This window comes from Methylobacterium aquaticum, from assembly GCF_001043915.1.
Lineage (GTDB): Bacteria > Pseudomonadota > Alphaproteobacteria > Rhizobiales > Beijerinckiaceae > Methylobacterium > Methylobacterium aquaticum.
In genome coordinates, this window is sequence record NZ_LABX01000184.1 from 1 (window position 1) to 19,616 (window position 19,616).

Consider the following 19,616-nt stretch of genomic DNA (forward strand, 5'->3'; position numbering starts at 1 on the left):
GGCCCTCGCCGAGCGGGTCGGGCTGTCGCAATCGCCGTGCTGGACGCGGCTGCGGCGCCTGGAGGAGGCGGGGCTGATCCGCGACTACGTCGCCGTCCTCGATCACCGGGCGCTCGGCATCCCGGACGTGGTCTTCATCGAGGTGACCCTCGACAAGCACGACGATTCGGTGCTGGAGGCGTTCGGCAGCGAGATCCTGCGCATCCCCGAAGTGCTGGAGGTGCATCTGGTGACCGGCGAGTACGATTACATGATCAAGGTCGCGGTCAGCGGCACCGCGCATTACGAGCGGTTCCTGCGCGAAAAGCTCTACCGGATCCGCGGCATCCGCCAGTCGCGTTCGGTCTTCGCCCTGCGGACCCTGAAGCAGGAGGTTTCGGTCGATCCGGTCGCCATTGCCCGGCAGGCGCCCTGACGCGGCCTCCGCCTCGGCCGTGCGGCCGTCCGCATCCCAGGCAGGATTCCGCGGCGCGGCCCCGAGAGGTTTGCAGAGGATCGGGGCCCGGCTTTACCGCGCGTCCCGCCGCATCCGCACGTGATCGCGCGTGATGGCGTCGAGGTTTGGCGTGCCGAGCAGCGTCATCGCGTTGTCGAGTTCGCTCCGGCAGATCTCGATCGTCCGGGAGACGCCCTCGGTCCCGCCGGCCGAGAGGCCCCAGAGGAACGGGCGGCCCAGGCTGCAAGCGGTGGCGCCGAGCGCCAGGGCCTTGATCACGTCGGTGCCGCGGCGCACGCCGCCATCCAGGATGATCTCGGCCCGGCCCGCCACCGCCTCGGCCACGTCCGGCAGGGCGGTGATCGCCGCCGGCACGTCGTCGAGCTGGCGGCCGCCATGGTTGGAGACGATCACCGCCTCGATGCCGAGGGAGACCGCCCGCTCGGCATCGGCCGGGTGCAGCAGACCCTTGAGCGCCATCGGGCCGCGCCACTGGTCGCGGATGCGCCCGATGTCGTCCCAGTTCGCCGAGGGGTCGAACAGCGAGGCGACGTGCTGGGCGACGCTGGTGAAGCCCGGGCCCGCCACCGCGAAATTGCCGAAGCCCAGCCGGGACCGGGCGGCCCCGGCGAGCCAGGCCGGCCGGCGGGCGAGGTCGAGGGCGGTGGAGAGGCGCGGCCGCAGCGGCATGGTGAAGGCGTTGCGCAGGTCGCGCTCGCGCCGCCCCTGCACCGCGAGATCGACGGTGAGGCAGAGCACCCGGTAGCGCGCCGCCACGGCGCGGCACAGCAAGGCCCGCATCCATTCGCGGTCGCGCAGGAAGTAGAGCTGGAACCAGCGCTCGCCCTCGGGCACGCCCGCCGCCACCTGCTCGATCGAGGCGACGGAGTTGGTCGACAGGCAGTAGGGAATGCCGGCCCGCGCGGCGGCCTGCGCGCCTGCGACCTCGCCATCGGGCCAGAAGAAGCCGGCGAGCCCCGTGGGCGCCATCATCAGCGGCAGGGACGCGCGACACCCGAGGATCGACCGGGACAGGTCGCGCGTGCCGACATCGACGCCGACCCGCGGCATCAGCATCCAGGACTCGAATGCCTCGACATTGTCGCGCAGGGTGCGCTCGTCCTCGGCGCCGCCGTCGATGAAATCGAACACCGCCTTCGGCAGCCGCCGGGCCGCCAGGGCGCGCAGATCCGCGATGGTGTGGGCCCGTTGCAGCCGGGCAGTCAGGCGGGTCCGGGTGGGCGCCGCCGCCGGGGCCATCACGGGCGGCGGCGTCAGGGCGGAGGACGGCCGAGGGGCCAGGGCCCGCCCGGTGTGACGCTCGTTGGCATCCACGCTCGCTTCCCTCCGGTTCTCCGATCCGGTCGTCGGGACGGGTAGCACCGGCGCGCGGCCCCTCGCAACACGGGGAACGGCGGAAGCGGCCATGCGTCGAATCCCACACACTCGCGGGCGGCACGGTGGCAACATGGCGGATCGGCACAAGGGCGAGGATGAGGACGGGGCCGAGCGCGACGCAATCGAGGACCGTTCGGCGCCGCCCGCCACGGTCGTCCACGAGGTGGTGCGCAAGCAGGGCCAGGAGGAGCTGGCGCGCCCCGCCGGCTCGCTGCTCTGGTCCAGCGTCGCGGCCGGCATCGCCATCACGGCCTCGGTGATCGCGCAGGGCGCCCTGCACCACAAGCTGCCGGCCGGGATGGGGGGCCGCACCCTCGTGGCGCAGCTCGGCTATCCCCTCGGCTTCGTGATCGTGATCCTCGGCCGGATGCAGCTCTTCACCGAGCAGACCATCGTGACGGTGCTGCCCCTCGTCACCCGGCCGAGCGGGCGGGCGCTGGCCGGCACGGCGCGGCTCTGGGCGATCGTGCTCCTCGGCAACCTCCTCGGCACCGCAGCGGCGGCGGCGGTCAACACCTGGGGTGGGGTGGTGAGCCCGGACCTGCTCGCCGCGATGCTGGCGGTGTCGCGCGAGAGCCTGCTGCACAAGGCCCCGCTGGATCTCCTGCTCCGTGGCATCCCGGCGGGCTTCCTGATCGCCACGGTGGCCTGGCTGCGGGCGGCGTCGAGCGACGGCGAATTCTGGATCGTCCTGACCCTGACCTTCGCGATCGTTCTCGGCGACTTCACCCACGTGGTGGCGGGGGCGGCCGAGGCGTTCCTGCTGCTCTGCGCCGGCGAGGCCGGCCCCGGTCAGGTTTTCGGCGGGATGATCCTGCCGGCCCTCGCCGGCAACGTGATCGGCGGCACCGGCCTGTTCGCGCTCCTGGCCCATGCGCAGGTGCGCCAGGAACTTTGAGGTGAAGAACTCTGAGGTGAGGAACTCTGAGGTGAAGAACTCTGAGGTGAGGAACCCTGACGTCCCTGCGCCTGTTGCGCTGCGGCGGCCTGCCGATGGCCGCCTCGCATCCCGCTTGGTAGGGAAGGCCCGACCCGTGCGCGCGAAGGAAGACCCATGAGCTTCGTCCAGGTGAGCTTCGTCCAGGCGGCCTTCGGCCGGTTCAAGCAGACTGTGACGGCCTATGCGGGCGACGCGCCGCTGATGCGGGCGGCGGTTTCGGCCTGCGCCAACGTGATCGTGGCCGATGGCGAGGTGGCGGGGGCGGAGTTCGAGGCGGCGCTGAAGGGCATGCTGGCCGATCCGATCCTCGAGAAGGGCTATGACAGCCTGATGCTGGAGGAGGAACTCTACGACGCGATCGGCCGCGCCCGCACCCGGGCCGGGCGGAGGCAGAACCTGCACTTCATCGAGGCCCTCGCCGAGCGCCCGGCGGAGCAGCGCCAGAGCGTCTTCCTCATCGCCGCCGACGTGGCCGATTTCGAGGGCATCAGCTCCTCCGAGCACCGGGCCCTGACCGAGGTGGCGGCGGCGCTCGGGCTCGACCGGGACACGCTGCTGTCCTGACGCCTCATATCAACGGCCGACGATGCTGACGCATCGGTTCGATCTCGGGCAGGCCGAAGATCGACGCGGCCGTTGACTCCATCTCGCATTGTCGATGCCAAGCCCAGATGTCCGGGATTTGAGGCTTGGCGAAGATCCGCGAACGGCACCAAAGGTCGTTTTCTTTCGACCGTTGCTATCACCCCTCGCGCAGCGCGCTCGGCGGTCGGTCGTGCAGGCGCGACCACGCCCGGCGGAGCTGGCGCGGCGAGGCGAATCCGGCCCGCTCGGCGACGTGCTCCATGTCGAGGCGGGTCCGTGCCAGGAGATCGCGGGCCAGCGCCACCCGCAAGCCGTTGATGTAGCTCGGCAGACTCATCCCGGCATGGCGGTTGAACAGCCGCGACAGGTGGCGCGGGCTGGTGGCCGCGAGGTCGGCGAGCGATTCCAGGCTCCAGGCCCGGGCCGGATCGGCGCTGACCGCGTCCTGCACCCGGTGGATCGCCGGGTGGAGGTGGTTGCGCCCCTCCAGCCAGGGCGAGAGTTGCGGGTCGTGGCCGGCCCGGCGCAAATAGACCACGAGGTAGCGCGCCACCGCCGCCGCGCAGGCCGGATCGACCAGGCGCGCCACCAGGTGCAGCATCAGGTCGATCCCGGCGGTGATGCCGGCGCTGGTCAGGCGCTCGCCATCCTCGACGAACAGCCGGTCCTCCAGCACCCGGGCGGCGGGGGCGAGGGCGGCCAGGTCCGCACAGGCCCCGTGATGGGTGGTGCAGGCATGCCCGTCGAGGAGCCCGGCCCGGGCCGCCAGCAGGGCGCCGGAGCAGATCGAGACCAGGCGGTGGCCGGGCCTCACCTGCGCCCGCAGCCAGGCGACGATCGCCGCCTCGGCCGCGCGCTCGTGGTCGCCCGGAGGATCGAGATCCCCCAGCACCAGCTCCGCCGTGCCGGCGAGGACCACGATCGCCCCCTCCGGCAGCGGTGCGGGCAGGGGCGCGAGGCCCGAGAGCCCGAGCCCGATCGAACTCGTCACCTTGGGGCATGGGCCGACATGGCTCACGCAGAACCGTACCCGGTCCTGGATCAGGTTGGCCTTGCGCATGACCTCGACGGGCCCGGCCACGTCGAGGAGCAGGGTGCGCGGCGGACAGACCACCACGACCGCAATGTCGGCCGGCGCGCTCACGCGGCGAGGCGGGACGCCGGCCCGGAGAGTGCCTCCGCGACCGTGGCGATGCGGGCGAAGCGGGTGGCGAGGACCAGTTCGGTGCGGGCCCGGATCTCGTCGGCGCTCCAATGCCGCCCCGCGGCATCGGTCATCGCGAAGGTGAGCGTCGCCTCGGCGACGTAATCGACGCCGTAGCCGAGATCCGAGGCGTGGCGGGTCGTGGTCTCGCAGCACTGTTCCGTGCGGATGCCGCTGACGATCAGCCGGCGGATGCCGGTCCGGGTCAGCCAGACATCGAGCCCGCTGCCGACCAGGGCAGAATGGCGCCGCTTATGGAACACCGCATCGGGCGTCAGCCGCAGGGGCTCCAGGGTACGGACATGACCGGAGGCGAGGGCGAACGGGCCCTGATCCTCGATGTGGAAGATCTGCACGACGGGGACGTTTTGCGCCACGGCACCGTCGATCAGGGCCTGCTGGCGATCGAGGAAGCGGGGCAGGTCCACCTCGTCCCAGTAGGGGCGGTGGCGGAAGGACTCTTGCACGTCGATGACGATGAGGGCGGTGTCCGGCATGGCCGTGTTCCTTAGCGGGTGGGACGGCGCCAGGATAGGCGCCGCCACGGGTCCCGAAAGGCCGCGCCCGGACCGGAAGCGGACGAAAAAGGACAGAGGATCAGCGTGCCGCCGCCACCGCCACGCCGGCCCCGACCATGACGCCGCCGGCGACCCGGTTCGCCCGCCGGACCGCCGCGCGGGTGCGCAGGGCCCGCCGCAGCCGGCCGGCGAGCAGCACGTGGCCGCCGATCACCACGGCCTCGATTGCGACGATCACCGCCGCCAGGATCCCGACATCCGCCGGGGTGAGGGCGGCGCCGACGACGTTCGGCAGCAGGGCGAGGTAGAACAGTGGCATCTTCGGGTTGCCGAGATTGAGCGCGATGCCGGTCAGGACACTCGCCGCCAGACCGGGCCGCGCGCCGCCCGTGCGCTCCGCCGGCAGGACCGGCTCCGCGGTCCAGAGCCGGATCCCGGCCCAGACCAGATAGGCGGCGCCCGCGTCGCGCAGCACGGTCATCACCGCCCCCAGCTCCTGCGCCACCACGGCGAGGCCGGTGACGGCGAGGACGAGGAATGCCAGGATGCCGACGACCATGCCGAACCCATAGGCGATCCCGGCGCCCGGCCCGTGCGACAGGGTCCGGGCGACGATGGTCATGTTGTCAGGCCCTGGACTCGCGGCGAAGACCAGGAAGGCGGCGGCGAAGGCGAGAAGCGTGGTCGGATCCATGATGGCCTCCGGATCACCGTTGGGGACAGGCCGCCCAATCAAGATCCGGACCACGTGTGCCGCAAGGTCAGACCGGGGCGACGGCCGGCTCGCGGTCGCCGCGGCGGCGTCCGTGGCGCAGGGCCAGCAGCAGGGCGAGGGCCGTTCCCGCCGCGGCGGCGCCGACCAGCGACACCGCCGGGAAGCCGAGGCCGGCATCGATCACCGCGCCGCCGAGGGCGGCCCCGATCGCGTTGCCGAGGTTGAAGGCGCCGATATTCATCGCGGAGGCGAGGTTTGGCGCCTTGGCCGCCGCGCGCACCACCTGCATCTGGAGCGGCGGGACGATGGCGAAGCTCGCGACGCCCCACAGGAAGATCAGCGGCACGCTGGCCCATGCCGAGTGCATGCCGGCCGCGAACAGCACCAGGAGCACGATGAGGCCCGCCAGCGAGCCGAGCAGCGTCCGGTCGAGGGAGCGGTCCGCCAGTCGCCCGCCGAGCCAGTTGCCGACGGCGAGACCCAGCCCATAGACGACCAGCATCGCCGTGACGAAGGCGGAGCCGGCCCCGGTCTCCACCCGCAGGATCGGCGCGATGTAGGTGAAGACGGTGAACATCGCGCTGGCCCCGAGCACGGTCAGCAGCAAGGCGGCGAGGACGGGGCCTTGCCGCAGCGCCCTCAGCTCCGCCCGCATGTCGGAGCCGGCCTCCACCGGAAGCGGCGGCAGCGAGAGCCGCAACGCCAGCATGGCCGTGCCGCCGATCGCCGCGATGCCGAGGAAGACGATGCGCCAGCCCATCTTCTCGCCGATCCAGGCCGCGAGCGGCACGCCGCCGATCGTCGCGAGGGTCAACCCGGAGAACATCGCGGCGACCGCCGAGGCGCGCCGCTGCGGCGGCACGACCCCCGCCGCGACCACCGCACCGATGCCGAAGAAGGCGCCGTGGTTGAAGGAGGTGACGACCCGGGCGGCGAGCAGCGTGCCGTAGCCGCCGGCCAGCCCCGAGAGCAGGTTGCCGAGCGTGAACACGCCCATCAGGCCGATCAGCAGGGCGCGGCGCGGCGTGCGGGCGAAGAGCAGCGTCATCAGCGGTGCGCCGACGAGGACGCCGACGGCATAGGCGCTCACCAGGAGCCCGGCCGCCGGAATCGAGACCCCGAGATCGGCGGCGATGGTCGGCAGCATCCCCATCGGGGCGAATTCGGTGACCCCGATGCCGAAGGCCCCGATCGCGAGGGCCAGGAGGGGTGGGTTGATGGTCATGGGAGGCATCTCCGGTTGTTCCGGTCCGGAACTATGTTGACCACCGAGAGGCCGGTAGACAGGCTCATGGACCAGGATCTGTGCGTGGAAAGCACGAATGCCGCGAGAGACCACCGACCGGGCCGGAGACATGGCGGTCTTCGCCGCCATCGTCCGGGCCGGCAGCCTGTCGGGCGCCGCGCGGGCGCTGGGCCTGACCCCCTCGGCGGTGAGCCGGATCGTCGCCCGGATCGAGGCACGGCTCGGCGTGCGCCTGATCGTGCGGACGACGCGCCGCCTGCATCTCACGGCGGAGGGCGAGGTCTATGCCCGAGCGGCCTGCCGCGTGCTGGCCGATCTCGACGAGGTCGAGAGCACCATCGCCGATCAGGCGTCGCCGCGCGGCAAGGTCCGGGTCAGCGCTGCCACCGCCCATGGCCGCCTGGTCGTGGTGCCGCTGCTGGCGGAGTTCGTCGCGCGCCACCCCGAGATCACCGTCGAGATCGATCTGAGCGACCAGATCGCGGACGTGCTCGGCGGGCGGACCGACGTGGCGATCCGCTTCGGTCCGCTGGCCGACAGCCCGCTCACCGCCCGCCGCCTCGGCGAGACCGGGCGCATGGTGGTGGCGGCGCCGTCCTACCTCGCCCGGGCCGGCGTGCCGCGGGTCCCGGCCGATCTCGCGCGGCACAATTGCCTCGATTTCAGCTTCCGGCGGATCGAGCCGGGCTGGCCCTTCCGCGAGGCGGGGCGCGACGTCCTGCTGGCGGTGCGGGGCAACCTCACGGCCAATAGCGGCGAGACGCTGGTGCAGCTCGCCGTCCAGGGCGTCGGCATCACCCGGGTGGGGACCTTCCATATCGGCGAGGATCTGGCGGCCGGCCGGCTGGTTCCGCTCCTCGAAGCCTACAACCCGCAGGACCGCGAGAGCATCCACGCGGTCTTCGTCGGCGGCGCCACGGTTCCGGCGCGGGTGCGCGTCCTGGTCGACTTCCTGGCCGAGCGGATGCGCGCCCGATCCCCCGATGGCTGACCCCGTCGACGGGGCGTCCCCGTCAGTGCTCTCCGACCTTTCCGAGATGCAGCAGCACCGCCTCCGCCACCGCGTCCGGCGCCTCGCGGGTCGGGAAATGGCCGATGCCCTCCAGCTCCACCCGCCGGTACGACCCGGTGAAATGCTGCTCCTGACCGGAGAACGACGCCGGCAGCACGCAGGTGTCGGCTGCGCCGTTGATGACCAGGGTCGGCACCGCGATGCTGCCGGCCTGCTCGGCCGCCTGCCGCAATTCGGCGAAGCGCGGGTCCGGCGCGTCTGCGCCCCAGCGCGAGCGGTAGAAGTTGAGCGTGACCGCGGCCCAGTCCGGGTTCTGGAACGATGGGACCGACGTCGAAAACGTGTCGTCGGTGAACCAGGGGCCGGGCGGGCTCCAGGCGACCCATTGCTCGCGGGCGAAGGCGACGGGATTCTCGCGCACGAAGGCGGCCCCCGGCTCGGTGTTCATGAACCACTGGTACCAGAAGGCCCGCACCTGCGGCAGCGGCGGCACGCCGATGCGGCCGGGCGCCCAGGGCACCGAGAGGGCGGCGATGGAGGAGACCCGCTGCGGCCGGGCGGCGGCGAGCAGGTAGGCGACGCGCCCGCCCCAATCGTGCCCGACCACCGGCAGCCGCGAAAAGCCCAGGGCATCCATGAAGGCCAGGATGTCGGTGGCAAGCGCCGCCGGCTCGCCGGTCCGCGGCGCTTGGGGATCGAGGAACCTGGTCGGGCCGCAGCCGCGCCAAGAGGGCACGATGGTGCGCCAGCCGGCAGCGTTCAGCACCGGCACCACGCCGTCGAAGGTCCGCGGATCATCCGGCCAGCCATGCAGCAGCAGGACCGGCTGGCCCATATCCGGGCCCGACGCCTCGTAGGTGACCTCGACCTCACCGGCCGTGACGCTGTTGACGTCCATGGGCAATGCTCTCCGTCGCAAAACGCGAAGGGCGGGACCCGCGAAGGCCCCGCCCCTTGCACCTCTCCGGTGACCAGATGGGTCAGCCGATGATCTTGTCGATGGTGATCGGCAATTCGCGGATGCGCTTGCCGGTGGCGTGGAACACCGCGTTCGCCACCGCGGCGGCGGCCCCGACGATGCCGATCTCGCCAAGGCCCTTGACGCCCAGCGGACTGACCTTGTCGTCGTGCTCGTCGACGAAGATCACCTCGATGTCGTGGATGTCGGCATTCACCGGCACGTGGTACTCGCCGAGATTGTGGTTCATGATCCGCCCGAGGTTGTGGTCGAGCATCGACTCCTCTTCGAGCGCCGCGCCGATCCCCATCACCACCCCGCCGAGGATCTGGCTGCGGGCGGTCTTGAGGTTGAGGATCTTGCCGGCCGCGATGGCGCTGACGATGCGGGTCACCCGCACCACGCCGAGGTCCTCGTCGATCTTCACCTCGGCGAAGACCGCCGAATGGGTATAGGCCGAGAAGCGCAGGCTGGTGAGCATGCTCGGCTTGACCGTCTCGGTCGCGGCGACCCGCTCGGCACCGCCGGCCCGCATCGCCTCGGCGATCGACACTTTTCGCGAGGGGTCGTTCTGGAGCCGGATCTCCCCGCCCGCGAAGGTGACGTGGGCGAAGTCGGCATTGGCGAGCGGCGAGTTCGCCATGCCGCGGGCGTAGCCGAACAGTGTTTCCGCCACCGTCCGGCAGGCCGCCTGCACGGCGGCACCGGACGAGGCCGCGGTCCAGGAGCCGCCAGCGAGCGGCGCCTCGGGCAGTGCCGTGTCGCCGAGCCGGGTGGTGACGTGGTCGAGGTCGAGACCCAGCGCATCGGCGCCGATCTGGCTGAGGATCGTGTAGGTGCCGGTCCCGAGATCGGCAGTGGAACAGGCGAGTTCGAGCTTGCCGTCGGGCGTGAGCGTGGCGCTCGCGCTCGATTGCATCATCATCGCCTCCCACACGCCGGTCGCCATGCCCCAGCCGACCAGCTCGCGCCCGTCGCGCATCGAGCGCGGCTCGGGCTTGCGCCTCGACCAGCCGAACTTTGCCGCACCCTGCTCGTAGGCGGCGCGCAGGGCCTTCGAGGTGAAGTCCTTGCCCTCGCCCTCGTCGCGCTCGGCATAGTTGCGCAGGCGCAGCTCCAGCGGGTCGACGCCGGTGGCGTAAGCGAGTTCATCCATCGCCGATTCGAGGGCGAAGATGCCGGTGACGGCGCCCGGCGCCCGCATGTCGGACGGGGTGTAGGTGTCGATCTTGGCGAGCTTGTAATCGAGCGTGACGTTCGGGCAGTGGTAGAGCAGGCCCGACCAGTTGACGACCGCCTCCTGGTAATCCTCGAAGGTCGAGGTGCCGGCGACGGCATCATGGGTCAGAGCCTGGAGGCGCCCGTCGTTGTCGGCCCCGAGGGCGACGGTCTGGTAGGTCTCGGGCCGGTAGCCGAAGGTGAACATCTGGTCGCGGGTCAGCACCACCCGAACCGAGCGCTTGAGGTCGAGAGCGGCCGAGACCGCCAGATAAAGCTGGTATTGCGGCCGCAGCCCCGAGCCGAAGGCGCCGCCGACATACGGGGTGATGACCCGCACGTCCTCGGGCTTCAGGCCGAACACGCTACAGACATAGCCCTGCGAGTTGTTCACGCCCTGGATCTTGTCGTGGATGGTGAGTTTTCCATCGCCCTCGTAGACCACCGTCGAGGCGTGCGGCTCCATCGGGTTGTGATGCTCGATCGGCTGCTTGTAGTCCTGGCGGAGCTGGATCGGGGCCGCGTCGTAGGCGCCGGCGGCGTCGCCGCGCGGGTCCGGCGGCGGCTTGATGCCGGAGCGCTTCTTCGGCGGCACGTAGGCCGCGTCCCGATTCTTGTCGAGGTCGGTGTTCGGCACCTCCTCCGCATAGGTCACCTTGACGAGGCTGGCGCCGTAGCGCGCCAGATCGAAGCTTTCGGCGACCACGAGGGCGACCGGCTGGCCGCCATAGACGATCTCCGGGCCGTTCAGCGCCCGGAACGGCGACCCGGGGGGCGCGACCTGATCGCGGTAATTGTAGTCGAGCCAGGCGGTGCGCGGCTTGTTCTCGTGGGTGAACACCTTGATCACGCCGGGGACCGCCTCCGCGGCCCTGGTGTCGATCGCCGTGATGCGGCCCTTGGCGATGGCGCTCGACACGACCACGCCGTGGGTGAGGTCGGCGGCGGTGAACTCGGCCGCGTATTTGGCGGCGCCCGTCACCTTGGCGGGGCCGTCGAGCCGGCTTCGGGCGGTGCCGACGTAATGCGAGGGGGTGGCCATGGGGTACCTCAGGCGATGCGCTTGTCGGTCTGGGATTGCGGCGTGCCGGCGGCGGCCTGGCTCAAGCCCCGCACGATGGCGCGCCGCGCCAGCTCGACCTTGAAGGCGTTGTGGGAATAGGGCCGGGCCTCGGCCAGGATCACGTCCGCGGCCTCGCGGAAGGTCTCCGGCGTCGCGCGCCTGCCCTGGAGGCGCGCCTCGGCGTCCCGGTTGCGCCAGGGCTTGTGGGCGACGCCGCCGAGCGCGAGGCGGGCGGTGCGGATCGTGTCGCCGTCCATCTCGAGCGCGGCGGCGACCGAGACCAGCGCGAAGGCGTAGGACAGCCGGTCACGCAGCTTCAGGTAGGTGTAATTCTTGGAAAAATCCTCGTCCGGCAGGTCGACCGAGAGCACGATCTCGCCGTGCCGGAGCGTGGTGTCGCGGTGCGGCTCGTCGCCCGGCAGGCGGTGGAACTCCCCGAAGGTCACGCTGCGCCGGCCGTTCGGTCCCTCGACCTGCACGGTGGCATCGAGCGCCGCCAGCGCCACGCACATGTCGGAGGGATGGGTGGCGATGCAGGTGTCGGAGGCGCCCAGGATGGCGTGGATGCGGTTGACCCCGGTCATCGCCGGGCAGCCGCTCCCAGGCTCACGCTTGTTGCAGGGCGTGCCCTCATCGTAGAAATAGTAGCAGCGGGTGCGCTGGAGCAGGTTGCCGCCGGTGGTGGCGGCGTTGCGCAGCTGCGGCGAGGCCCCGGCCAGGAGCGCGCTGGCAAGCAGGGGATAGCGCTCGTTGACCAGCGGATCGTAGGCGACGGTGGCGTTGGGCACCAGGGCGCCGAGGCGCAAGCCGCCCTCGTGCTGGACGATCTCGTCGAGGGGCAGGCGGGTGATGTCGACGAGGCGGCCGGGCCGCTCGACATTGTACTTCATCAGGTCGACGAGGTTGGTGCCCCCGGCGATGACGCGCGCCGCCGGATCGGCCGCCAGGGCCAGCACGGCCTCCTGCACGGTGCCGGCGCGGGTATAGTCGAACCGGTTCATTCCGCGGCCTCCCGGAACGACGACGCCTTGTTCTTCAGGACATCCTCGACGGCGTCGACGATGTTCGAATAGGCGCCGCAGCGGCAGATGTTGCCGCTCATGTGCTCGCGGATTTCCTCGCGCGAGCGGGCCCGGCCCTCCTCGATCAGCGCCACCGCGGACATGATCTGGCCCGGTGTGCAATAGCCGCACTGGAAGGCGTCATGCTCGACGAACGCGGCCTGGACCGGGTGGAGGCTGCCGGTCGAGAGGCCCTCGATGGTGGTGACCGCCGCACCGTCCTTCTGCACCGCGAGAGCGAGGCAGGAATTGATCCGCTTGCCGTCGACGATCACCGTGCAGGCACCGCACTGGCCGTGGTCGCAGCCTTTCTTGGTGCCGGTGAGGTCGAGCTCTTCGCGCAGCAGGTCGAGGAGCGTGGTCCAGGGCGCGACGCGGAGCTGGCGCTCCTGCCCGTTGACCGTGAGGGTGACCGGGATCGTCACCGGTGGGGCGGAGGAGCCGCGTTCACTCAGCATGGGCCTGCCATCGATCGTGAGGGGGCCCGGCACCGGCGTGCGCCGACGGGGCGCGCAGCCCTTGGGCCGGGCGGCATACCCGATAACCGTTCCAGTGTGGGGTCGTTCCCCCAAGGCGGGCGATGGATCGGCAAGCGGATGGGAGGCCGGTGACCGCTTCGCGGAGCGATCCAGGACCCGTCGACCTGCCGGCGGTTTCCACACGCCTCATCCGCTTCGGGGATCTGCACCCGATCGGCCGCGCGCACGTTGTCGGGGCTGACGGACCTGTCGTGAGGAGCAGTCGGATGAGCGGAAGCACGCGCCCTACCGTGGTCGTGACCGGTGGCAGCGCCGGTGTCGGTCGCGCGGTTGCGGTCGCCTTCGGGCGCCGGGGCTGGAATGTCGGCATCCTGGCGCGCGGCCGGGCGGGGATCGCCGCGTCGGTCGAGGAGGTGAGGGCGGTCGGGGGCCGGGCGCTGGGTTACCGCGCCGACGTCGCCGATGCCCAGGCGGTCGACCGGGCGGCGGACGCCTTCGCGGAGGAGTTCGGCGGCATCGACGTCTGGGTCAACAACGCCATGGTGACGGTCTATGCCGAGGTGGCGCAGACGAGCCCGGACGAGTTCCGGCGCGTCACCGATGTCACCTATCTCGGCCAGGTCCACGGCACGCTGGCGGCCCTGCGCCACATGCGGGCGGCGGATCGCGGCACCATCGTGCATGTCGGCTCGGCACTCGCCTATCGGTCGATCCCGCTGCAATCGGCCTACTGCGCCGCCAAGTCGGCGGTGCGCGGCTTCGTCGACAGCCTGCGCACGGAATTGCTGCATCACCGCAGCGGCATCCGGCTCACCATGGTGCAGCTGCCGGCGGTGAACACGCCGCAATTCGACTGGGCCCGCTCGCGGCTACCGCGCCGCCTCGAGCCGGTGCCGCCGATCTTCCAGCCCGAGACGATCGCCGAGAACATCGTTCGCGCCGCCCATGATGCGCCCCGCGAGCTGTGGATCGGCACCCCGTCCTGGCTCGCGATCCTCGGGGCGCAGGTCGCGCCGGCCTTCAGCGACCATTACCTCGCCCGCCACGGCTACCGGGGCGAGATGACGGGCGAGCCGGCGGACCGGGGGCGGCCCGACAACCTGTACGACCCGGCCGATGGCCGTCACGACCACGGCGCCCATGGCCGGTTCGACGGGCAGGCGAAGGGCCGCGTCGTCGCGGCGGACCCGATGTGGCTGCATATCGGGATGATCGCGGCGGCGGGCCTGGTCGGCGGAGCGGCCCTGGTGGCGGCGCGGCGGAGCGGGCGGGAAGAGGCTCGCCTCGCCGGCGGCTGATGGGCGAGCGGTTCGGGGGGCGAGGGGAAAACCGTGCCTGATGCCAACGGCCCAAGATGCTGACGCATCGATTCGATCTCGGGCAGGCCCGGGATCGACGGGGCCGTCGACCCATCTCGAATTGTCGATGTCACGCCCCGATGTCCGGGACTTTGGGCTTGGCGGACATTCGAGAGCGGAGCCAGAGGTCGTTTCCAACGACCGTTGGCATAATCCCGGCTCGGAGAGGGCCTCAGAGCGGGACTCTCCGGCATGGAGAGCGCCAAAGCCACGCCCCCATGCCGAAGCGGTTCGCCCCCTACACCACCCGCAACAGCACGTGCTTCTTGCGGCCGAAGGACAGCTTCACCACCCCCTCCGGTGTCACGTCGCCGGTGCCGATGACCGCCCGCTCGTCGGTGACCGGCGCGTCGTTGACCTTGAGGCCGCCGCTCTTCACCTGGCGCCGCGCCTCGCTGGTCGAGGGCACGAGACCGGCATGCTCGGGCCCGAAGGCCGACAGCACGCCGAGGCCCGCCTCGATCGCGGCGCGGACGACCTCGACGGTCGGCAGGCTCTCGGCCAGGGCGCCTTCCTCGAAGGTGCGCCGCGCGGTCTCGGCGGCGGCGTCCGCCGCCTCGCGGCCGTGCAGCAGGGCGGTGGCCTCGGTGGCGAGCACCTTCTTGGCTTCGTTGATCTCCTGGCCCCCGAGCGCCTCGAGCCGGGCCACCTCGTCGAGGGGCATCAAGGTGAACAGGCGCAGGAAGCGGCCGACATCGGCGTCCTCGGTGTTGCGCCAGAACTGCCAGTACTCGTAGGGGCTCAGCATCTCCGCGTTGAGCCAGACCGCGCCGGACGCGGTCTTGCCCATCTTGGCCCCCGACGCCGTGGTCATCAGCGGGCAGGTGAGGGCGTGGAGCTGCGGCGTGCCGAGGCGACGGCCGAGATCGATCCCGGTGACGATGTTGCCCCACTGGTCCGAGCCGCCCATCTGGAGCGTCACGCCGTAGCGGCGGTTCAGCTCGACGAAATCGTAGGCTTGCAGGATCATGTAGTTGAATTCCAGGAACGACAGCTCCTGGTCGCGCTCCAGCCGCAGCCGCACGCTGTCCATCGACAGCATCCGGTTGACCGAGAAGTGCCGGCCGATCTCGCGCAGCATCTCGATGTAGTTGAGGGTAGTCAGCCACTCGGCGTTGTCGGCCATCACGGCGGCGTTGGACGTGGCGCCGAAATCGAGGAAGCGTGAGAAAGTCTTGCCGATCTCGGCCTTGTTGGCCTCGATCTGGTCCAGCGTCAGGATCTTGCGGCTCTCGTCGCGGCCGGACGGATCGCCGACGCGCGTGGTGCCACCGCCCATCAGCGCCACCGGCTTGCCGCCGGTCGCCTGGAGCCAGTGCAGCATCATGATCGAGAGCAAGTGGCCGATATGCAGCGACGGCGCCGTGCAATCGTAGCCGACATAGGCCGTCAGCCGGCTCTCGCGGGCGGCCTCGTCCACGCCCGCGAAATCGGAGCATTGATGGACGTAGCCGCGCTCCAGGAGGACGCGGAGGAAGTCGGAACGCGGCGCGAAGTCGGTGGGCGCGGCCATGGAACTCTCGATCAGTCTCGTGAAGGCAATCTGCCGTGGGCTCGGCGACAGCGCGGCGCCGCCATGCTAGCTCCGTCGGATTCGGAACGGGTCGGTCCATAGCAGTGCCGGCCCCGAAAGGCACGGGGGCGATTCGGCATGGCGATGCGGCGGGCGATCGGGCTGATGAGCGGCACCTCCCTCGACGGTGTCGACGTCGCCTTGATCGAGACGGACGGCGAGACGATCCGGGTCGAGCGCAGCCACAACGGCTATCTCGAGCCGCTCGGCCCCACCGGCTACCGCGCGTATTCCGACGACGACCGGGCGCTCCTGCGCCAGGCCCTCGTCGATGCCGAGGCCGTGACCGAGCGCAGCGAGCGGCCCGGATGCTTGACGGAGGCCGAGGCACTGGTGACGCGCCTCCACGCCGAAGCGGTCGAGAATTTTCTCTCCGCGAACGGCCTCACCCCCGCCGACATCGACGTGGTCGGCTTCCACGGCCAGACCGTGGTGCACCGGCCCGACCAGAAGATGAGCGTGCAGATCGGCGACGGCCGGGTGCTCAGCCGCCGCCTCGGCATCAAGGTGGTGTCGGACCTGCGCCACGCCGACATCGAGGCGGGCGGCCAGGGGGCGCCGCTGGTGCCGGTGTTCCATCGGGCGCTGGCGCTGGCCTCGGGCTTCACCGAGAGCCTCGGCATCCTCAACATCGGCGGCGTCGCCAACGCCACCCTGATCGCCCGCGACGGGACGATCCTCGCCTTCGACACCGGCCCGGGCAATGCGCTGATCGACGACTGGATGCGCGAGCGCACCGGCCATGCCCTCGACGACAACGGCCGCACCGCCGCCCGCGGCCGGCCCGACGAGCCGCTGCTGGCCTGGCTGCTGATCCACCCGTTCTTCTCGCGCAAGCCGCCGAAGTCGCTGGACCGCAACTGGTTCTCGCACAAGCTCGCCGGCCAGCTCTCGACCGAGGACGGCGCCGCGACGCTCACCGCCTTCACGGCCCGGGCCGTCGCCCGCGCCCTCGACCACGCCACCGAACCGCCGGTCCGCTGGATCGTCGCCGGGGGCGGGGCCCGCAATGGCGAATTGCTGCGCCAGCTCAACTACCACCTGCGCGCCGAGATCACGACCGCCGACGCGATCGGCTGGTCCTCCGCCTTCCTGGAGGCCCAGGCTTTCGCCTATCTGGCGGTGCGCTCGCTGGACCGCCTGCCGATCACCTTCCCGTCAACCACGGGCGTGAGCCGGGCGATCAGTGGCGGCGTGCTGGCGCGGCCGGAGGCGTGATGGTGTCTCCGCGGGCCGGGAGAGGAGGAGACCCGCACCTCGTCTTGCCTCCGACTCGGCTCTGCCACGGGCGAGGAGGTGGCGGCGGTGGAACGGCCGAGAACGACCGAAGGGCCGGTGCGGCACCGCAGAACGTTGCACGGAACCCGCCTCCACCGCTAAGCGGGCGCGCATGAGCAGCCCCTCCGCGATCAGCCTCGCCCCCTCCCCGGCGCCTACCGCCGCCGCATCCCGGTCCCGCCGCGCCGTGCGGACCTGGCTCTTCGTCATGGCTGCCCTGGTGGTGGCGATGGTGGCGGTGGGCGGCGCGACGCGGCTGACCGGCTCCGGCCTGTCGATCACCGAATGGAAGCCGGTGACCGGTGCGATCCCGCCGCTCTCGGCGGAGGCGTGGGCGCAGGAATTCGCCAAGTATCAGGCGACCCCCCAGTACAAACTGCTCAACCAGGGCATGTCCCTGTCCGAATTCCAGGTCATCTATGGCTGGGAATGGGGCCACCGGCTGCTCGGTCGGCTGATCGGCCTTGCCTTCTTCGTGCCGCTGCTGGTCTTCTGGTGGCGCGGCCAGCTCGACCGGCGCCTCGGTCTCAGCCTGCTCGGCCTTGGCCTGCTCGGCGGGCTTCAGGGGGCGGTGGGCTGGATCATGGTCGCCTCCGGACTCCAGCCGGGCATGACAGCGGTGGCGCCCGTCAAGCTCGCCCTGCACCTGACGCTGGCGAGCGCGATCTATGCCGGCCTGGTCTGGCTCGCCGCCGGGCTCGACCGCCGACGCGACGAGGTCGTGGCTGCGCGGCTGTCGCGCACCGCGCTCCTCCTGATGGTCCTGGTCCTGGTGCAGATCGCGCTCGGCGGCCTCGTCGCCGGATCGAAGGCGGGGCTGACCTACAACACCTGGCCGCTGATGGATGGCAGCCTCGTCCCCTCCGGTCTGTTCTCCGGCACGCCCTGGATCGAGAACTTCGTCGACAATGTCACGCTGGTGCAGTTCAACCACCGGCTGACCGCCTATGCGCTCCTGATCCTCGCGGTCATCCATGCCCTTGACGCGCGCCGCATCGCACCCGGCACCGGCGCGGCGCGGCGGGCGACCGCACTTGCCGGCCTCGTCGCCGCGCAGGCGAGCCTCGGCATCGTCACGCTGCTCCTGGTGGTGCCGCTCTGGGCCGGCCTCGCCCATCAGGTCGCCGCCATGCTGGTCCTCGGCATGGCGAGCGCCCATGCCCGGCTCTGCCGGGCGTCCCGCAATGCCCGGCTCGGCCGGGCGTCGCGCGATGACGGGCCGTCTCGGCCCTCCCGCGATGACCGGCTCGGCCGGGCGGCGCCGCGGGCGGCTTGAGTGGTGCGGGACCGTTCGTCCCACGTTCATGCTTGCGCCTTACCCTCGGTCGATGAGGAGGCCGTCTCCCGGCCTCGACGAGCGGAGGCCCGATGTCTGCGCAGGAGCAATCCCTGACTCCATCCCCAGCCTTGAACGCACGCTTCGCCCCGGACGGTCGGCCCTTGAGCCTCGTCTGGACCTACACGCCCCGCGAGTTGCTGGCGGACGGCGTCGTCCACGTGGTCGGGGTGAGCCTCGGCGTCATCGGCGCCATGGCGCTGACCATCCGCGCCGCCCTCTCGACGCTCAGCCCCGCCGAGACGGTCTCGGTCGCGGTCTACGCCGCCGGCCTCGTGGCGATGCTCGGCACCTCGGCCGCCTACAACATGTGCCCGGTCAGCCGGCTGAAATGGCGCCTGCGCCGGGCCGACCACGCCACCATCTTCCTGATGATCGCCGGCACCTACACGCCGCTCGTCACCCTCGTCGGCACCGACAGCTTCGCCTTCGGCCTGCTTGCCGGGATCTGGCTCGTGGCGGTGGCGGGCGCCGTCGTGAAGCTCACCCTGCCGGGCCGCTTCGACCGGCTGGCGATCGCGCTCTACCTGGCCCTGGGCTGGAGCGGCATCATGGCTTACGAATCGGTGATCGCCGCCCTTTCGCCGCCGGCCTTGTGGCTGCTCGCCGCCGGGGGCCTGCTCTATTCCCTCGGAGTGATCTTCCACATCTGGCGACAATTGCCATTCCAGAACGCGATCTGGCACGGCTTCGTTCTGGCGGCCGCGGCTTGCCATTACGGCGCCGTGTTCCGCAGCGCGCTCGATGTGGGGATGTGATACCAACGGCCGTTGAAGACGGCCTTTGGTTCCCGCCTTCGGATTTCCGCCAAGCCTGAGGCTTGGCATCGAACAGTCGAGATGGGTCAACCGCCTGATGCGTCAGCATCTTGGGCCGATGGTTCGAGGCGATTGGCATCGATCCGCGGCGACCGATGCACATCTCCGCGTCATACCGGGGCCCGCAGCAGGCGAGAGCCCGGGATCCAGACAACGCAGGTGGTCATGGACAGAGGCGGAACCAGCTCCGCTCTCCTCGCAACCGCGTCTGGCGCCCGGGTTCCGCTGCGCGGTCCCGGAGGCGCGACGAAAGCGCCAACACGGTCGAGCAAACAAAACGGTCTCAGAACGGTGTGTAATCCCCGCCATCCGTGATGGTGTCGAGCGCCCGTTCGATCGACGTCACGGCATCCAGAACCATCTGCACCGTGCGCTCGGCCTCGGTGCGCGGCCGGCCGAGGGCGGCGGCGCGGGCGCCGA

Annotated in this window: 18 protein-coding genes; 8 read left to right on the forward strand and 10 right to left on the reverse strand. The window is 71.1% G+C overall.

What is annotated here, in order from left to right; translation table 11 throughout:
- Window positions 1-415 (forward strand): Lrp/AsnC family transcriptional regulator (locus tag VP06_RS22880; protein WP_048466101.1); only part of this gene is annotated, 415 nt, incomplete at its 5' end.
- A 93-nt stretch (window positions 416-508) separates the two neighbouring features.
- Here the strand turns inward: VP06_RS22880 and VP06_RS22885 are convergent.
- Window positions 509-1,771, reverse strand: a complete 1,263-nt coding sequence (locus VP06_RS22885; RefSeq protein ID WP_053081993.1) for an alpha-hydroxy acid oxidase — start codon at window positions 1,769-1,771, stop codon at window positions 509-511.
- 133 nt (window positions 1,772-1,904) lie between these two features.
- On the opposite strand from VP06_RS22885, the gene VP06_RS22890 reads away from it, so the two are divergent.
- Both VP06_RS22890 and VP06_RS22895 read left to right on the forward strand, forming a co-directional pair.
- Window positions 1,905-2,732 (forward strand): formate/nitrite transporter family protein, encoded by an 828-nt coding sequence (locus tag VP06_RS22890; RefSeq protein ID WP_082167563.1) that lies wholly within the window; start codon window positions 1,905-1,907, stop codon window positions 2,730-2,732.
- A 156-nt stretch (window positions 2,733-2,888) separates the two neighbouring features.
- Window positions 2,889-3,338, forward strand: a complete 450-nt coding sequence (locus tag VP06_RS22895; RefSeq protein WP_048466102.1) for a tellurite resistance TerB family protein — start codon at window positions 2,889-2,891, stop codon at window positions 3,336-3,338.
- Between the two features lie 178 nt (window positions 3,339-3,516).
- On the opposite strand, the gene VP06_RS22900 is transcribed toward VP06_RS22895, so the two are convergent.
- The 4 genes from VP06_RS22900 to VP06_RS22915 all read right to left on the reverse strand — a co-directional run bounded on the left by VP06_RS22900 (window position 3,517) and on the right by VP06_RS22915 (window position 7,021).
- On the reverse strand, window positions 3,517-4,503 hold the full coding sequence (locus tag VP06_RS22900; protein WP_048466103.1) for a GlxA family transcriptional regulator: 987 nt from the start codon (window positions 4,501-4,503) through the stop codon (window positions 3,517-3,519).
- The gene (locus tag VP06_RS22905; protein ID WP_048466104.1) at window positions 4,500-5,060 is read right to left on the reverse strand and encodes an isochorismatase family protein; all 561 of its coding nucleotides are present in this window, start codon (window positions 5,058-5,060) and stop codon (window positions 4,500-4,502) included. The genes VP06_RS22900 and VP06_RS22905 overlap by 4 nt, the downstream gene beginning before the upstream one ends.
- Before the next feature lie 100 nt (window positions 5,061-5,160).
- Complete coding sequence (locus VP06_RS22910; protein WP_048466105.1) at window positions 5,161-5,775, reverse strand: LysE family translocator; 615 nt, start codon at window positions 5,773-5,775, stop codon at window positions 5,161-5,163.
- A 67-nt stretch (window positions 5,776-5,842) separates the two neighbouring features.
- Window positions 5,843-7,021 carry an MFS transporter gene (locus VP06_RS22915; RefSeq protein ID WP_048466106.1) on the reverse strand — a complete coding sequence of 393 codons (1,179 nt, stop codon included), beginning with the start codon at window positions 7,019-7,021 and terminating at the stop codon, window positions 5,843-5,845.
- Between the two features lie 97 nt (window positions 7,022-7,118).
- Here VP06_RS22915 and VP06_RS22920 point away from each other — a divergent pair, with 97 nt between their 5' ends.
- Window positions 7,119-8,033, forward strand: coding sequence for a LysR family transcriptional regulator (locus VP06_RS22920; protein ID WP_048466107.1), 915 nt, complete (start codon window positions 7,119-7,121; stop codon window positions 8,031-8,033).
- 22 nt (window positions 8,034-8,055) lie between these two features.
- Here the strand turns inward: VP06_RS22920 and VP06_RS22925 are convergent, their stop codons facing one another.
- The 4 genes from VP06_RS22925 to VP06_RS22940 form a co-directional block, all read right to left on the reverse strand.
- Window positions 8,056-8,952: an alpha/beta fold hydrolase gene (locus VP06_RS22925; RefSeq protein WP_048466108.1), complete on the reverse strand. Its 897-nt coding sequence runs from the start codon at window positions 8,950-8,952 to the stop codon at window positions 8,056-8,058.
- An 82-nt stretch (window positions 8,953-9,034) separates the two neighbouring features.
- Window positions 9,035-11,272 carry a xanthine dehydrogenase family protein molybdopterin-binding subunit gene (locus VP06_RS22930; protein ID WP_048466109.1) on the reverse strand — a complete coding sequence of 746 codons (2,238 nt, stop codon included), beginning with the start codon at window positions 11,270-11,272 and terminating at the stop codon, window positions 9,035-9,037.
- A gap of 8 nt (window positions 11,273-11,280) precedes the next feature.
- Window positions 11,281-12,294, reverse strand: a complete 1,014-nt coding sequence (locus VP06_RS22935; protein ID WP_048466110.1) for an FAD binding domain-containing protein — start codon at window positions 12,292-12,294, stop codon at window positions 11,281-11,283.
- Complete coding sequence (locus VP06_RS22940) at window positions 12,291-12,812, reverse strand: (2Fe-2S)-binding protein (protein ID WP_048466111.1); 522 nt, start codon at window positions 12,810-12,812, stop codon at window positions 12,291-12,293. The genes VP06_RS22935 and VP06_RS22940 overlap by 4 nt, the downstream gene beginning before the upstream one ends.
- Before the next feature lie 287 nt (window positions 12,813-13,099).
- Between VP06_RS22940 and VP06_RS22945 the strand changes: the two genes are divergently transcribed.
- A complete protein-coding gene (locus VP06_RS22945; RefSeq protein WP_048466112.1) occupies window positions 13,100-14,131 on the forward strand; it encodes an SDR family oxidoreductase in 1,032 nt (343 codons plus the stop codon).
- A gap of 298 nt (window positions 14,132-14,429) precedes the next feature.
- On the opposite strand, the gene tyrS is transcribed toward VP06_RS22945, so the two are convergent.
- On the reverse strand, window positions 14,430-15,704 hold the full coding sequence (gene tyrS / locus VP06_RS22950; protein WP_048466113.1) for a tyrosine--tRNA ligase: 1,275 nt from the start codon (window positions 15,702-15,704) through the stop codon (window positions 14,430-14,432).
- 138 nt (window positions 15,705-15,842) lie between these two features.
- Between tyrS and VP06_RS22955 the strand changes: the two genes are divergently transcribed.
- From VP06_RS22955 to trhA, 3 genes are all read left to right on the forward strand, one after another.
- Window positions 15,843-16,982 (forward strand): anhydro-N-acetylmuramic acid kinase, encoded by a 1,140-nt coding sequence (locus VP06_RS22955; protein WP_197093259.1) that lies wholly within the window; start codon window positions 15,843-15,845, stop codon window positions 16,980-16,982.
- 172 nt (window positions 16,983-17,154) lie between these two features.
- Window positions 17,155-18,318: a COX15/CtaA family protein gene (locus tag VP06_RS22960; protein ID WP_082167564.1), complete on the forward strand. Its 1,164-nt coding sequence runs from the start codon at window positions 17,155-17,157 to the stop codon at window positions 18,316-18,318.
- Window positions 18,319-18,410: 92 nt separating this feature from the next.
- Window positions 18,411-19,136 carry a PAQR family membrane homeostasis protein TrhA gene (trhA, locus tag VP06_RS22965; protein WP_048466114.1) on the forward strand — a complete coding sequence of 242 codons (726 nt, stop codon included), beginning with the start codon at window positions 18,411-18,413 and terminating at the stop codon, window positions 19,134-19,136.
- The last annotated feature ends 480 nt before the right edge of the window (window positions 19,137-19,616 follow it).